This window comes from Streptomyces sp. NPDC001544, from assembly GCF_042894285.1.
In the GTDB taxonomy this organism is placed as follows: Bacteria; Actinomycetota; Actinomycetes; order Streptomycetales; family Streptomycetaceae; genus Streptomyces.
Genome location: NZ_JBIAVN010000031.1, coordinates 26,170 through 41,052 on the forward strand (window position 1 = coordinate 26,170; position 14,883 = coordinate 41,052).

Annotated in this window: 12 protein-coding genes; 11 read left to right on the plus strand and 1 reads right to left on the minus strand. The window is 69.6% G+C overall.

Annotation, left to right across the window (positions count from 1 at the left end; genetic code table 11):
• Positions 1-23 precede the first annotated feature (23 nt).
• The 10 genes from ACFY0F_RS38600 (at position 24) to ACFY0F_RS38645 (ending at position 11,233) form a co-directional block, all read left to right on the plus strand.
• On the plus strand, positions 24-959 hold the full coding sequence (locus tag ACFY0F_RS38600) for a carbohydrate ABC transporter permease (protein WP_388805730.1): 936 nt from the start codon (positions 24-26) through the stop codon (positions 957-959).
• A complete protein-coding gene (locus ACFY0F_RS38605; RefSeq protein WP_388805733.1) occupies positions 956-1,840 on the plus strand; it encodes a carbohydrate ABC transporter permease in 885 nt (294 codons plus the stop codon). The genes ACFY0F_RS38600 and ACFY0F_RS38605 overlap by 4 nt, the downstream gene beginning before the upstream one ends.
• A 46-nt stretch (positions 1,841-1,886) precedes the next feature.
• Positions 1,887-3,032 carry a Gfo/Idh/MocA family protein gene (locus tag ACFY0F_RS38610; RefSeq protein ID WP_388805736.1) on the plus strand — a complete coding sequence of 382 codons (1,146 nt, stop codon included), beginning with the start codon at positions 1,887-1,889 and terminating at the stop codon, positions 3,030-3,032.
• Complete coding sequence (locus ACFY0F_RS38615; protein ID WP_388805739.1) at positions 3,032-3,913, plus strand: PmoA family protein; 882 nt, start codon at positions 3,032-3,034, stop codon at positions 3,911-3,913. The genes ACFY0F_RS38610 and ACFY0F_RS38615 overlap by 1 nt, the downstream gene beginning before the upstream one ends.
• Complete coding sequence (locus ACFY0F_RS38620; RefSeq protein WP_388805742.1) at positions 3,910-5,418, plus strand: family 43 glycosylhydrolase; 1,509 nt, start codon at positions 3,910-3,912, stop codon at positions 5,416-5,418. Before ACFY0F_RS38615 ends, ACFY0F_RS38620 begins: the two co-directional genes overlap by 4 nt.
• 112 nt (positions 5,419-5,530) lie before the next feature.
• Entirely contained in the window at positions 5,531-6,865 is a 1,335-nt protein-coding gene (locus ACFY0F_RS38625) for an ABC transporter substrate-binding protein (RefSeq protein ID WP_388805745.1), read from the plus strand.
• 128 nt (positions 6,866-6,993) lie between these two features.
• On the plus strand, positions 6,994-7,767 hold the full coding sequence (locus ACFY0F_RS38630) for a rhamnogalacturonan acetylesterase (protein WP_388805748.1): 774 nt from the start codon (positions 6,994-6,996) through the stop codon (positions 7,765-7,767).
• A gap of 13 nt (positions 7,768-7,780) precedes the next feature.
• Positions 7,781-9,106, plus strand: coding sequence for a polysaccharide lyase family 1 protein (locus ACFY0F_RS38635; RefSeq protein WP_388805751.1), 1,326 nt, complete (start codon positions 7,781-7,783; stop codon positions 9,104-9,106).
• A gap of 74 nt (positions 9,107-9,180) precedes the next feature.
• The gene (locus tag ACFY0F_RS38640) at positions 9,181-10,308 is read left to right on the plus strand and encodes a pectinesterase family protein (RefSeq protein WP_388805754.1); all 1,128 of its coding nucleotides are present in this window, start codon (positions 9,181-9,183) and stop codon (positions 10,306-10,308) included.
• 127 nt (positions 10,309-10,435) lie between these two features.
• On the plus strand, positions 10,436-11,233 hold the full coding sequence (locus ACFY0F_RS38645) for an HAD family acid phosphatase (protein WP_388805757.1): 798 nt from the start codon (positions 10,436-10,438) through the stop codon (positions 11,231-11,233).
• On the opposite strand, the gene ACFY0F_RS38650 is transcribed toward ACFY0F_RS38645, so the two are convergent.
• Positions 11,230-13,437, minus strand: a complete 2,208-nt coding sequence (locus ACFY0F_RS38650) for a family 43 glycosylhydrolase (RefSeq protein WP_388805760.1) — start codon at positions 13,435-13,437, stop codon at positions 11,230-11,232. The genes ACFY0F_RS38645 and ACFY0F_RS38650 overlap by 4 nt on opposite strands.
• A 200-nt stretch (positions 13,438-13,637) precedes the next feature.
• On the opposite strand from ACFY0F_RS38650, the gene ACFY0F_RS38655 reads away from it, so the two are divergent.
• Complete coding sequence (locus ACFY0F_RS38655; protein WP_388805763.1) at positions 13,638-14,792, plus strand: right-handed parallel beta-helix repeat-containing protein; 1,155 nt, start codon at positions 13,638-13,640, stop codon at positions 14,790-14,792.
• Positions 14,793-14,883: the final 91 nt, after the last annotated feature.

A 14,883-nucleotide genomic window follows, 5' to 3' on the forward strand; every position in this document is an offset into this window, starting at 1 on the left:
ACGCACCAGAACGGAGAACAGTCATGGCCCAAGCCGCAGCCGTGGCGAAACCGCCCGCGCCACCCCGGCGGCGCCGTGCCTCCGCGACGCCGCGCAGGCTCCCGTACCTGCTGATCGCCCCGGCGGCCCTGCTCATGCTGGGCTTCATCGCCTACCCGGTCATCAGCGTCTTCTACTACAGCCTGCAGAACTACAACCCCACCAAGCCGTGGCGGAACGGATTCGCGGGCTTCGACAACTTCACCCAGGCCTTCGCGCACGACCCCCAGTTCTGGGACACGCTCACCTTCAGTGCGAAGTGGGTCGTCGTCGAGGTCGGACTCCAGCTGCTCTGCGGTCTCGCCCTCGCCCTGATCGTCAACCAGACCTTCGCCGGACGGGCGCTGGGCCGCGCCCTGGTCTTCTCCCCGTGGGCCGTCTCCGGCGTGCTGACCTCCGCGATCTGGGTACTGCTCTACAACTCCCAGACCGGCATCACCCGTTACCTCGCCGACGTGGGGATCGGCTCCTACGGCACCAGCTGGCTGTCGGACACCTCGACCGTCTTCCCGGCGGCGGTCGTCGCCGACCTGTGGCGCGGCGTCCCGTTCTTCGCCATCCTCATCCTCGCCGACCTCCAGTCCGTCTCCAAGGACCTGTACGAGGCCGCCGAGGTCGACGGCGCGAGCCGCCCGCAGCAGTTCCGGCACATCACGCTGCCCCATCTGAAGGACGCCATCGTCCTGTCCACACTGCTGCGCGCGGTGTGGGAGTTCAACAACGTCGACCTGCTCTACACCCTGACCGGTGGCGGCCCCGCGGGCGAGACCACGACACTCCCGCTCTACATCGCCAACACCAGCGTCGACGCCCACAACTTCGGCTACGCGTCCGCCCTGACCACGGTCGCGTTCGTGATCCTGCTCTTCTGCTCGATCGTCTATCTGCGGCTGAGCAAGTTCGGAGGTGACCAGAAGTGATCACCGAGATCGCGCCCGCACCCGAGCGTGCGGCACCCCGGCCGGCCCGGTCGAGCGGGAAGCGCCGCGCATGGGACGAGGTCCCCCGCTGGCAGATCTACGTCCCGCTGTCGGTCTACCTGCTCTTCACCCTGATCCCCTTCTACTGGATCCTGCTCTTCGCCCTGCGCCCGGCCGGCTCGACCTCGCTGGTGCCCTGGCCGGTCACCTTCGACCACTTCCAGAAGGTGTGGACGGAGCGGAGCTTCGGCACCTACTTCCAGAACAGCGTGCTGGTCGGCGTCGCCACCCTGTTCCTGACCACGGTCGTCGCGCTGGCCGGCGGCTACGCCCTCGCCCGCTTCGACTTCAGGATCAAACGCGCGTTCATGCTGGCGCTGCTGTGCTCCCAGTTCGTCCCCGGGGCGCTGCTGCTGGTGCCGCTGTTCCAGATCTTCGCCAAGCTCCAGATGATCAACTCGCTCGGCAGTGTCATCCTCGCCGAGACCGTCTTCCAGCTGCCCCTGTCGATGATCCTCATCAGCGGCTTCATCCGGAACGTGCCGTACTCCCTGGAGGAGGCCGCCTGGGTGGACGGCTGCAACCGCTTCACCGCGTTCCGCATCGTCGTCCTGCCGCTGCTGCGTCCAGGGCTGATCGCCGTCGGCTCCTTCGCGTTCGTGCACGCCTGGAACCACTTCCTGTTCGCCCTGATGTTCCTGTCCGACCAGAGCAAGCAGACCATCCCGGTCGGGCTCAACACCCTGATGAGCGCGGACAGCGTCGACCTGGGCGCACTGGCGGCGGGCGGCATCGTCGCGGCCGTACCGGTGGTGATCGTGTTCGCCTTCATCCAGAAGTGGCTGATCACCGGCTTCAGCGCGGGAGCGGTGAAGGGATGAGCCCCCGGCAGGTCACTCTCGGTACGGACACAGGGAGGATGCGTCCATGAGCACAACCGTACCGATCGTTCTGGCCGGCGCGCGCGGCCACGGCCGCTGGCACCTCGGCAACATCCACCGGCTCCAGGCGATGGGAGCCGTCCGGCTGGCGGGGATCTGCGAACTGACCCCGCTGGCGGACGAGGAGATCCCGGAGGGCCTCGGCACACCGGAGCAGTCCGCCGACCTCGGGGCGCTCCTCGACGCCACCGGAGCCCGGATCGCCGTGATATGCACCCCTATCCCGACCCACACCGACCTGGCGCTGACCGCCGCCGACCGGGGTGTGCACGTCCTGCTGGAGAAGCCGCCCGCGCCGTCCTACGCCGAGTTCCGGCGCATGGCCGACGGGGTCGCGAAGGCCTCGGTCGGCTGTCAGATCGGGTTCCAGTCGCTGGGCTCGCACGCCGTGCCCGCGATCCGCCGGATGATCGCCGAGGGCGCGATCGGCGAGGTCAGGGGGGTCGGCGGCGCCGGGGCCTGGGCACGCGACGAGGCCTACTACCGGCGGGCGCCCTGGGCCGGCAAGCGCCGGCTGAACGGCCACGACGTGATCGACGGGGTCCTCACCAACCCGCTCGCCCACGCCGTCGCCACCAGCCTCGCCGTCCTCGGCACGACCCGCGCCGAGGACGTCACCGGCATCGAGACCGAACTGCTGCGCGCCAACGACATCGAGTCCGACGACACCTCCTGCGTCCGGGTGACCACCGCGCTCGGCCCGGTCACCGTCGCCGCGACCCTGTGCGCCGAGCGGCCGGGGGACCCGTACGTCCTCGTGCACGGCTCCGCCGGCCGGATCACCTACTGGTACAAGCAGGACCGCGTGCTGCTCCAGCGCGCGGGCCACGGGCCCGAGGAGACCGAGTACGAGCGCACCGACCTGCTGGAGAACCTCGTCGACCACCTCACCACCGGCGCGGACCTGCTGGTCGAGCCCGAGTCGACCGGCGCCTTCATGAAGGTCGTCGAGGCGATCCGGCTGGCCGACGACCCGGCCGCCCTGCCCGCCGGCGCCTGGCGGCTGCTCCCGGACGAGAACCGCCGGATCGTACCCGGCATCGACTCCCTGGTCGCGGCCGCCGCCGACACCCTCGCCCTCTACTCCGAGCTGGGTGCCCCCTGGGCCCCACCGAAAGAGGTGAGCACCTGATGACGACCAACGACAACCCGGTCCTGCGGGTCGCGGGCCGCCCGGTCGGCCGCTACCTCACCCGTCCCGAGCTGCCGGCCCGGCTCTCCCCGCGCCCCTGTCTGCACCCCGTCACCACGCTGGCCGGCACGGCGGTCACCGAATTCCGCCCCGCCGACCACACCCACCACCTCGGCGTCGGTGTCGCCGTTCCCGACGTCGAGGGGCACAACTTCTGGGGCGGGCGCACCTTCGTCCGCGGCCGGGGCCCGACGGAGCTGGACGACCACGGCAGCCAGCGCCACGTGTCCTTCCAGCTCCGCGACCCCGACGGCTTCGTCGAGGAACTGCGCTGGATCGCCGCGGGAACCGAGTTATTGCGTGAACGCCGTATCGTCGCGGCCACCGAACTCACCGACTCCGCCTGGGCGCTCGACTTCACCTTCTCCCTCACCAACGTCACCTCCGGCCCGCTGTCCATCGGCAGCCCGGCCACCAACGGGCGCCCCGGCGCCGCCTACGGCGGTTTCTTCTGGCGGGCCCGCAAGGAGGCCGCCGCCCCGGAGGTCTTCACCGCCGACCGGGAGGGCGAGTCGGCGGTGCACGGCGGCCGCGCCGGCTGGCTCGCCCTCGCGGGATGGGGGTCCCCCCGCTCGAGCGAAGTCGAGAGTGGGGGAGGCTGGACGCTGGTCTTCGCCGGGGCCACCGAGGACACCCGGCGCGACCCCTGGTTCGTCCGCAGCACCGAGTACCCGGGGGTGGGCTCCTCGCTGGCGTCGGAGGAGCGGCTGCCCCTCCCGCCCGGCGAGACCGTCGTACGGCGGATCGTCACGGTCGTCGCCGACGGCCGCCTCGACCGGCAGGACGCGGCGGCGCTGGTGCGCAGGGCGGTGAGCCAGTGACCCACGGGACGTACCGCAACCCGGTCCTGAACGCCGACTGGTCGGACCCGGACGTCGTCCGCGTCGGCGACGACTTCTACCTCACCGCCTCCAGCTTCGGCCGCGCCCCCGGTCTGCCACTGCTGCACTCGCGCGACCTGGTCCACTGGACCCTCGTCGGCCACGCCCTCGAACGCCTGGAGCCGGAGGACGAGTTCGCGGCGCCGCGGCACGACCGCGGGGTCTGGGCACCGTCGATCAGACATCACGACGGCCGTTTCTGGATCTTCTGGGGCGACCCCGACCAGGGCGTCTTCCAGGTCAACGCGCCTGAGATCCGGGGCCCCTGGACGGCCCCGCACCTCGTGAAGGAGGGCAAGGGGCTGATCGACCCGTGCCCCCTGTGGGACGACGAGAGCGGCGAGGCCTACCTCGTGCACGCCTGGGCCAGGTCCCGCGCCGGCGTCAACAACCGCCTCACCGGCCACCGTATGCACCCCGACGGCACCACCCTGCTCGACGAGGGCAAGGTGATCGTCGACGGTGACCGCATCCCCGGCTGGTTCACCCTGGAGGGCCCCAAGCTCTACCGGCACGACGGCTGGTTCTGGATCCTCGCGCCGGCCGGCGGGGTGGAGACCGGCTGGCAGGGCGCCTTCCGCTCGCGCGGCTTCTTCGGACCGTACGAGGAGCGGATCGTCCTGGAGCAGAAGGACACCGACGTCAACGGGCCGCACCAGGGCGGCTGGGTGCGCACTCCGGCCGGCGAGGACTGGTTCCTGCACTTCCAGCAGCGGGGCGCGTGCGGCAGGGTCGTCCATCTGCAGCCGATGCGCTGGACCGAGGCCGGCTGGCCGGTGATCGGGGACGAGGGCGCACCCGTCGCCGTACACCGCAGGCCCGACCTGCCGCCGCAGCCGCCCGCCGCGCCCGCCACCGGCGACGACTTCCCCGGCGGACGGTACGGCCGCCAGTGGCAGTGGACCGCCAACCCCCAGGGCGGCTGGGCCACCCAGCACTCCGCCGACGGGCTCCGGCTGACCTGCGTACGCTCGGCCGGCCACCGCGACCTGCGCGAACTGCCGAACGTACTCACCCAGCGGCTGCCCGGCACACCGTGCGCGGTCGAGGTCGGGCTGCGGTTGGACGGCTCCGTGCCGGGGGCACGGGCCGGACTGGCGGTGCTCGGCGATGCCTTCGCGTGGATCGGGCTGGAGCGGGCGGCGGACGGGACGGTCCGGCTCGTGCACCGGTTCGCCGAGGCCGCGGCGGTGTCGGAGCGGGACGCCGAGCACCCGCGGTCCGCGCCCGAGGGACAGGCCCGGCTGCGAGTGGAGATCGGTCCGGGCGCACGCTGCCGCTTCGCCGCCGACACCGGGGACGGCTTCCGCCCCTCCGGTCCCGTCTTCACCGCCACGCCCTGGCGCTGGGTCGGTGCTCTGCTCGGCCTGTTCGCCGTCGCACCCGAGGGGCCGGGGCACGCGGGGGCGGCGGCCTTCACCCGGTTCCGGGTCGACCCCTTGTAACCCATCCGTACGCCTGTCGGGAGCCGCAATGACGCACCTCCGTAGCAAGCGCTTGCCAACCGTTCGTGATCTCACCTCACCGTCGAATCCGGAAGCAGAGAAGAGCCGACCGATGAAGAGCAGCATCCACAGAAGCAGGCGCGCCGCCACGGCCGTCGCCCTGGGCTCCGTGCTCGCGCTGACCGCCACCGCCTGCGGCGACGGCAGCGGCGGCACGGGCGGCAAGGGCGACGAGGGTTCCGGCAAGGGCACGATCACCTTCTGGGACAACAACGGCGGTGTCCGTACCGACATCTGGAAGCAGGTCATCGCCGACTTCGAGCAGAAGTACCCGGACATCAAGGTCAAGTACGTCGGCATCCCGGCGGCCGGCGCCCAGTCCAAGTACGACACCGCCATCCAGGGCGGCGGCCTGCCGGACGTCGGCGGCGTGGGCACCGCGATGCTCGCCGAGGTCGGCGCGCAGGGTGCGTTGGAGCCGCTGGACAGCAGGTTGCAGAAGAGCTCGCTGAACGGAAAGCTCAGCCAGAACCTGATCGACGTCAGTAAATCGGCGGGCGGCGGGGACACGCTGTACCAGGTGCCGACCTCCGCCAACAACGGCACGCTGTGGTACCGGACCGACATGTTCAAGAAGGCCGGCCTGGACGCGCCGACCACCTGGTCGAAGTTCTACGCGGCCGCCGACAAGCTCACGAACAAGGGCAAGAACCAGTTCGGCTTCACCATTCGCGGCGGTGAGGGCGCCATCGCACCGGCCCTCGACGCGGTCTACGGCCAGACCGGGATCACGTCGTTCTGGAACGGTGACAAGACCACCGTCAACGACCCCAAGAACGTGGCCGCCCTCGAGAAGTACGTCGCGCTCTACAAGAAGGACACCCCGTCCGCCGACGTGAACAACGACTTCACGAAGATGGTCGCCCAGTGGGACAGCGGCACGATCGGCATGCTGAGCCACAACCTGGGCTCCTACCAGGACCATCTCAAGGCACTGGGCAAGGACAAGTTCCGCGGCATTCCCAACCCCACGCTGGACGACGGCACCCGGGTGCAGGTGTCCAACCCGGTGGACGGGCTGAGCCTGTTCAAGTCGAGCAAGAACAAGGCGGCCGCCTGGAAGTTCATCGAGTTCGCCGTCTCCGCCGCGGAGAACTCCAAGTTCAACGAGTCGGCCGGACAGGTCCCGGCGAACACCGACGCGGCCAAGGACGCGTGGATCCAGCAGGCCGAGCCGACGAAGCTGGCGGCCGAGGCGCTGAACGGGGGCGACACGAAGATCGTGCAGTTGCCTTACTACCTGCCCGACTGGAACACGATCTCCAAGGCGGACAACGAGCCGAACTTCCAGAAGTTGCTGCTCGGGAAGATGAGCGCGAAGGAGTTCCTGGACACGTTGGCCGACCAGCTGAACAAGGCGCAGGCCGACTGGAAGAGCCACCACTGAGTCGGGGTGGTTTCGGTTGTGGGGGACTGCCGGTTCGTCTTGGCCGGTCGCGCCCACGCGGCGGAGCCGTATATCGATACGGCCCCGCGCCCCTATCTGTCCAACCCGGTGTGGAAAGGCACAGCCTCGTGTCACTCACGCGCAGACAGGTCACTTCCGCTGCCATCGCAGCGATACCCCTTGCGGTTCGCCCCCCGAAGGGGCATCGCACCCTCTACATCGCCGGTGACTCCACCGCCGCCCAGAAGTACGCCGACGCCGCCCCCGAGACGGGGTGGGGGACGGCGATCCCCTTCTTCCTCCGGAAGGAGATACGGGTCGCCAACCACGCCGTGAACGGGCGGAGTTCGAAGAGCTTCGTGGAAGAGGGCCGGCTCGACGCGATCCTCGCCGAGATCCGGCCGCGCGATCTGCTGATCATCCAGTTCGCGCACAACGACGAGAAGTCCGCCGATCCCACCCGCTACACCGAGCCCTGGAGCACGTACCAGGACTGTCTGCGGCGCTACGTCGACGGGGCGCGAGCCAAGGGCGCCCGGCCCGTCCTCGCCACCCCCGTCGAGCGGAGGAAGTTCGACGCCGACGGCAACGCGGTGCCGACCCACGGCGACTATCCGGCGGCGATGCGCGCGCTCGCCCAGGAGGAGCGCGTGGCGCTGCTCGACATCGAGGCGCTGTCGCTCGCGCTGTGGCAGTCGCTCGGAGTCGAGGCGACCAAGACGTACTTCAACTGGACGGACACCGAGCAGGACAACACGCACTTCAACCCGCCGGGGGCCATCGCCGTGGCCCGGCTCGTGGCGCAGGAACTGCTGCGCACCCGGGTGCTGGCCCCGCGCGACGTCGTCCGGCTGCACGAGGACATCCCGACATCCTGGATCACCTGGCCACCCGCAAGCTGAGGAGACCCGCACAGTGCGCACACCGAAATGTCATGGACCTGTCATAACGACCCTTGTCGGCTGCACGGCCCTCGCGCTCGCCGTCACCGGCGCCGGCACCGCCTCCGCCGCCGCCCAGCCCCGGCACCTGGACCCCGCCCACCAGACCCTCGCGCCGAACGACGGCTGGGCCGCCTCCGGCACCGGCACCACGGGCGGCGCCGCCGCCGACCGCGCGCACGTCTACACCGTCACCACCTGGGACGCCTTCAAGGCCGCCCTCGCCGACGGCGGCACCGCACCCAAGATCATCAAGGTGCAGGGCAGGATCGACGCCGACGGCCCGAGCTGTGCGTCGTTCGCGGTGCCGGGATACGACTTCGACGCCTACCTGAAGACGTACGACCCGGCCGTGTGGGGCCGCGACAGGAACCTGGACGCCGAGCCCGACGACAGCCCCGAGGGCCTGCGCCGCGCCTCCGCCGCCCGCCAGGACGCCTACGTCAAGGCGGAGATCCCGGCCAACACCACCATCATCGGCGTCGGCGGGAACGCCGGCTTCAAGGGCGCGAGCCTGCAGATGAAGGGCGTGGACAACGTCATCGTCCGCAACCTGCTCTTCGAGAGCCCCCTCGACTGCTTCCCGCAGTGGGACCCGACCGACACGGCCGACGGCAACTGGAACTCGGAGTACGACAGCGCCGTGATCTACGGGTCCACCCATGTGTGGATGGACCACGACACCTTCACCGACGGCGACCACCCGGACAGCACCCTGCCGCACTACTACGGTCGGATCTACGAGCAGCACGACGGTGAACTCGACATCGTCAAGGGCGCCGACTACGTCACCGCCTCCTGGAACGTCTTCGCCGACCACGACAAGACGATCCTGATCGGCAACAGCGACGGCGCCGCTACGGCCGCCGTCGACCGCGGCCACCTCAAGGTCACCTTCCACCACAACCTGTTCTCGAACCTGGTGGAGCGCGCACCCCGCGTCCGCTTCGGCCAGGTGGACTCGTACGACAACCACTTCGTCGCCGGTGACGGCTACGGATACAGCTACGGCATCGGCATGGAGTCCCAACTGGTCGCCGAGCACAACGCGTTCACGCTGCCCGCCGGGGCCGACGCGGGACACGTGCTGAAGAAGTGGAAGGAGGCACCGGTCACCGCCGACGACAACTATGTCAACGGCACCCTGACCGACCTGATCGCCGTGCACAACGCCGAGGTCCCGGGCGAGGTCCTGCAGCCCGGCGCGGGCTGGACACCGACCCTGCGGACGAAGGTCGACCCGGCGAACCGGGTGCCCGGCATCGTCGACCACTGCGCCGGCGCCGGCCGACTGCGCTGACGCACCCGCACACCACGGGCCGGGGCCCTCGCCCCGGCCCGTCCCCCTGAGCCGCACCGCGAAGGAGCATCCGCATGCCCTCGCCCCATCACCGACCGCCCCTGTCCAGAAGGGGCTTCCTCACCGCGAGCGCTGGTACCGCCGCCGCGCTCGGCCTCGCGACCGCCGCCCCCGCACACGCTCACGCCACCGGCGGCAGGCGCCCCTTCGGCCGGTACGGGTCACCGGCCCGCCGTCTGACGCCGAACACCCTGTACGTCGACCCGTACGGCCGCGGCGACTTCACAGGCGTCCAGGCCGCCGTGACCGCCGCGACCGGCACCGGCCGGTCCCTGGTCCTCGCCCCGGGCACCTACCGGGAGACCGTCGCCCTCGACACCACCCGCACCGAGGCGACCTGGATCGGCGCCTCGGAGGACCCCCGCGACGTCGTGATCGTCTACGACCACGCCAACGGGACGCCGAAGCCGGACGGCTCCGGCACGTACGGCACCACCGGCTCGGCCACCACCACCGTCCAGGCCGACGGCTTCACCGCCCGCTGGATCACCTTCGCCAACGACTGGCTGCGCGCCGACCACCCCGACATCACCGGCACCCAGGCGGTCGCCATCAAGGTGCAGGGCGACCGCAGCGCGTTCACCCACTGCCGGTTCCTCGGCCATCAGGACACCCTGTACGCCGACTCCATGGCGCTCACCGCCTGCGCCCGGCAGTACTACGCCCACTGCTACATCGAGGGCGACGTCGACTTCGTCTTCGGCCGGGCGACCGCCGTCTTCGACCGCTGCCACTTCCGCACCCTGAACCGCGCCGACCTCACCGCCGCCCCCTACGGTTTCGTCTTCGCGCCCTCCACGGCGGTGGCCAACCCCCGCGGCTACCTGGTCACCCGCAGCCGCGTCAGCAGCGAGGCCCCGGACGCCTGCTACAAGCTGGCCCGTCCCTGGGTCCCGGGTTCCGACCCCACCGCCCGCCCGATGCTGACCGTGCGCGAGACCTGGCTCGGTCCCGGCATCGACGCGGTGGCACCGTACACCGACATGTCGGCCGCGCATCCCTGGCAGAGCCAGCGCTTCGCCGAGTACCGCGACACCGGCCCGGGCGCGGAGATCATCCTCCCGGACAACCGCCCCCAACTCACCGCCGAGCAGGCCCGGTCGGCGACCCGGGGGACCTACCTCGGCGACTGGCGTCCCTGAGCCCCGTGCCGGATCGCGGCCCCGGCTTCCACCTGTGAGAGTGCGCGGACCCGTTGAACCGACCGAGAAGGTATCGATCGGGCAACGGGTGTCGCGCCCGGAGGGGTGACGCGCGTAGAAACCTGTCATGCATAAATCACTGCGGATCGCGGCGGTCACCGCCGCCTGCGCCCTCGCCGGTGGTGCCCTCTACGGCGCCGGCGTGGCCACCGCCGGTCAGTCCACGGCGAACTCCACCCACGAGCCCTACAACATCGGGCTCCTGGTGAAGGACATCGACACCTACTACGGCACCACGGCGGATGCGGGCGGCGTGTACCAGGCGTCGCCGGACAGCCCGTACGCCAAGGACCTGGCGCACCTCGACGCGGCGGCGAGGAAGTACATCGACAAGGCGGCGCGCAAGGCGCACCACCGGCACGAGAAGCCCGCGGTCGTCTTCGACATCGACGACACGCTGCTGCTCAGCCTCGACTACGAGAAGCGCTACAACTACACGTACAACGGCACCACATGGGCCGACTACGTGAACAAGGCCGACCGCCCGGCCGTCTTCGGCAGCCCCGAGCTGGTCCGGTACGCCGAGTCCCAGGGCGTCGAGGTCTTCTACAACTCGGGTCTGAGCGAGGCGCAGCGCTCCGCCGCCGTGGAGAACCTGAAGAAGGTCGGCGCCGATGTGAACCTCGACGCCGACCACATGTTCCTCAAGGACAAGGCGAACCCGCCGGCCTACCTGAGCGCCTGCGCGACCCCGGGCACCTGGAACTGCACCACGGTCCAGTACAAGTCCGGTACACGCAAGCACATCGAGGACGACCTCGGGTACGAGATCATCGCCAACTTCGGCGACCAGTACTCGGACCTCGACGGAGGCCACGCCGACCGCACGTACAAGATCCCGAACCCGACGTACTTCGTCAGCTAGCGGTCCGCACCGGTCTTGACCGGTCTGATCGACTCCAGGGTCGGGACGACCGGTTCGATCGTGCCGTCGGCGGCGAACCGCATACGGTCGACCGTCGTCTCACGGTGCATACCGTCACCGCCCGCCTTGCCGGGGCCGTTCAGTGCGAACCGGTGGTAGACGATGTACCAGTCGTCGGTGCCGGGCACGTTCACCACGGAGTGGTGGCCGGTGGCGAGGATGCCGTACTCGGGACGCTTCGACAGGATCGTCCCCCGCTTGGTCCACGGGCCGAGCGGGGACGGTCCCGTCGCGTAGGCCACGTGGTAGTTCTCGCTGCGGGTGTCGTCCTCGGACCACATGAAGTAGTAGGTGCCGTTCCGCTTGATCACGAAGGATCCCTCACGGAAGTTGTCCGTGGTGATGTCCTTCACCTTCGCGGGGTCGTACGACGTCATGTCGTCGTTCAGCGGCACCACATACCCGTGCCCGTTGCCCCAGTAGAGGTACGACTGCCCGTCGTCGTCCGTGAAGACCGCCGGGTCGATCATCTGGCCCGCCAGCTTCCCCTTGGCCACCAGCGGTTTGCCGAGCGCGTCCTTGAACGGGCCGGCGGGGGAGTCGGCGACCGCCACGCCTATCTGCTGCTCCGCGCAGAAGTAGAAGTAGTACTTGCCGTTCCGCTCGGCGATCGCGGGCGCCCAGGCGTTCTTGTCGGCCCAGGAGACGTCGGGGCCGAGGTCCAGGATCACGCCGTGGTCCGTCCAGTGGACCAGGTCCTTCGAGGAGTACGCCGTGAAGCTGGTGCCGCTCCAGCCCTGGAAGCCGTCGGTCGTCGGGTAGATCCAGTACTGGCCGTCGAGGTAGTGGACGTCCGGGTCGGCGTTCAGGCCGGGCAGGATCGGGCTGCGGGTGCGGACCGCCTCCACCGTCCAGGTGCGGGTCGTGCCGTCCGCCGCCGTCACCGTGTACTTCTGCGGTGTGCGAAAGTCGCGGTGCTTGCCGGACTTCGGGCTGATGGTGGCGCCCTCACCCACCCACAACTCAGGTGCCAGCCGGGACAGATCGGCGTCCGGCTCCATCGGGAGCACGACCTTCGACGCCGCCTCGGTGACGATCGCGTACCCCTTCTGGTCCTTCGCCGTGGCGTCCACCACGGAGGTGGACGTGCTCGGGTAGGCGGCCAGCAGCCGGTCGTACTCCGCCTGCGTCACCGGCATCACCGTGCCGTGCCGGGGACTCGCCGGGAGCTGGTAGTCCTTGGACATCGTCCACTTGCCCGAGTCGAGGTCGGTGGTCTCGAAGGGCACGTAGCCGCGCAGTCCGTACTCGTCGATGAACAGGTACCACTTCTTCTCGGTGTTCGACTTGAACACCGTGGGGCCCTCACCGCGCTCGATGGACCCGCTGCCGATGCAGTCGGAGACGAAGTCGTACTTGGTGCTCGTCAGACTGGTCGACTTCTCCCCGGTGATGAACTTCGAGCAGGGCGAGCTGGAGGAGGGGTCCCGCTCGTCCTTGGTGTAGCGGTAGTAGGAGTCCTTGTACTTGACCACAGTGGAGTCGATGACGGAGTAGCCGGGGTCGTCCCAGACCTTCGGCGCGCTGAAGGTCCGGAAGTCCTTCGTGGTCGCGTACATCATCTTGTTGTACGTCGATCCGGTGTGGTCGGGGTCGTCGTCGGCGTACAGCTTCGACGCCCAGAAGACGACGTACTCACCGAGCGAGTCGTCCCAGTAGGCCTCCGGCGCCCAGGTGTTGCCCGCGGTGTCGGGCGCGACCTTCACCAGGCGCTGGTCGGTCCAGTGCACCAGGTCGGTGGACTCCCAGATCATGATCGACTTGCTGCCGTGCCGCTGGACGTAGTCCCAGCTGCCACTGCTGTTGTTGTACATCCTGAGGTCGGTCGCGATCAGGTAGAACTTGTCGCCCTTCGGGGAGCGGATGACGAACGGGTCGCGCAGGCCCTTCTCGCCGATGGTGGAGGTCAGGACCGGCTTGCCCGCGTTCAGCTCCCGCCAGTGCAGCGGGTCGTTGCCCCGGCTGAGGGCGTAGCGGATCTGCTCGCCGTCGGCGGTGCCCTCGCCGGTGAAGTAGGCGAAGAGATAGCCGGCGTACTTGGGGTGTTTCACGGGCGGGGCTCCTGAGTGCGCGGTGCCGGGTGGGGCGGCGAACAGGGTGAGGAGGAGGGCGAGACAGGTGAGGAGTGCGGCTCTGAGACGCATGGGCAATCCTGTCTGAGCGTGGGGGTTTCTGTTGGTTGTTGCGCCCTCGGAGTGTTGCCAGTGGGGATCGGCGCGTCAATCTATGAGAGGGAGATGAGAACCGCCGAAACTTTCGCTCGCTTTCGCTCGCCCCCGGCAACCTCCTCCGGCCCCCGCGGCGACTGGTGTCCGTAGCTTCCCCCTAGGAAAGGAACATCCCAGTGCGCCAGAGCACCGGACGCCACCGCAGGACGCGCACCCTCTCGATCGCGGCGACGGTGGCCGTCGCCGCGGGGGCCGGCGGCGTCTGCCTCGGTCTGTCGAACGGCGGCGCCCAGGCCGCCACCACCACGGTCACCGTGTCCAGCACCGCGCAGCTGGAGTCGGCCGTGAAGAACGCGGCGGCCGGTACCGTCATCCAGGTGCGCGGGGGCACGTACTACCCGACGGCCACCCTGAAGTCCACGGCGAGCGGCACCGGTTCCAACCGGATCACCCTCCAGGCCTACGGCAGCGAGAAGGTGAAGATCGACGGCTCCAAGCTGCCCGCCGGCTCCTGGCTGGCCGGAATCTACGGCAGCTACTGGACCGTCCAGAACCTCACCTTCCGGAACTCCCCGGCGCAGGGCTTCGTCGTCACCTCCTCCACCGGCGGTGTCTTCAAGAACCTGGTCACCGCGGACAACGGCGACTCGGGCTTCACCCTGCGCGGCGACAACACCGTGAACAACCTCGTGCAGAACCTGGACAGCTACGGGAACTACGACGCCGCCGGGCACGGCCAGAACGCCGACGGCATCGCCATCAAGTTCGGCTCCGGCACGGGCAACAAGGTCACCGGCGCCCGCCTGTACAACAATGCGGACGACGGCCTCGACCTCTGGCAGTTCTCCTCACCGGTCACCGTCGACCACTCCTGGGCCTTCGGCAACGGCAAGAACCGCTGGAACGACTCCGCCTTCGAGGGCAACGGCAACGGCTTCAAGCTGGGCGGCGGGGGAGTCGCGGTCGCACACGTCGTCAACGACAACGCGGCCTGGGACAACACCCTCAACGGCTTCACCGAGAACTCCAACACCGGTGCGATCGTGCTGAACCGCAACACCGCGTACGCCAACACCGAGGCCGGCTTCTACTTCGCCACCGGCAAGGCCCATCTCGCCCGCAACCTCGCCGTGAGCAACAAGGGCGGCCCGGACAAGCTGGGGCCTGCCACGGTCTCCGCCGCCAACAACTGGGACAGCGGCGTCAGCACCCCCGCCTTCAAGTCGACCGACGCGACCACGGCGTACGGCGCCCGGAAGCAGGACGGCTCACTGCCCGCGACGACCTTCCTCACCACGGGATCGACCGCCATCGGCGCGCCGATGAACTAGGGGGTGTCTTGTGGATCACGCCGGGGTCGCGGGGTCTGGCACGCACTCCCCCACTCTCGACTTCGCTCGAGCGGGAGGGGCCCCCACCGGC

Coding starts and splice junctions, on each gene's coding strand:
- ACFY0F_RS38610 (WP_388805736.1), top strand. CDS start 1,887: ATGAGCACAACCGTACCGATCGTTCTGGCCGGCGCGCGCGGCCACGGC.
- ACFY0F_RS38645 (WP_388805757.1), top strand. CDS start 10,436: ATGCATAAATCACTGCGGATCGCGGCGGTCACCGCCGCCTGCGCCCTC.
- ACFY0F_RS38640 (WP_388805754.1), top strand. CDS start 9,181: ATGCCCTCGCCCCATCACCGACCGCCCCTGTCCAGAAGGGGCTTCCTC.
- ACFY0F_RS38615 (WP_388805739.1), top strand. CDS start 3,032: ATGACGACCAACGACAACCCGGTCCTGCGGGTCGCGGGCCGCCCGGTC.
- ACFY0F_RS38650 (WP_388805760.1), bottom strand. CDS start 13,437: ATGCGTCTCAGAGCCGCACTCCTCACCTGTCTCGCCCTCCTCCTCACC.
- ACFY0F_RS38600 (WP_388805730.1), top strand. CDS start 24: ATGGCCCAAGCCGCAGCCGTGGCGAAACCGCCCGCGCCACCCCGGCGG.
- ACFY0F_RS38625 (WP_388805745.1), top strand. CDS start 5,531: ATGAAGAGCAGCATCCACAGAAGCAGGCGCGCCGCCACGGCCGTCGCC.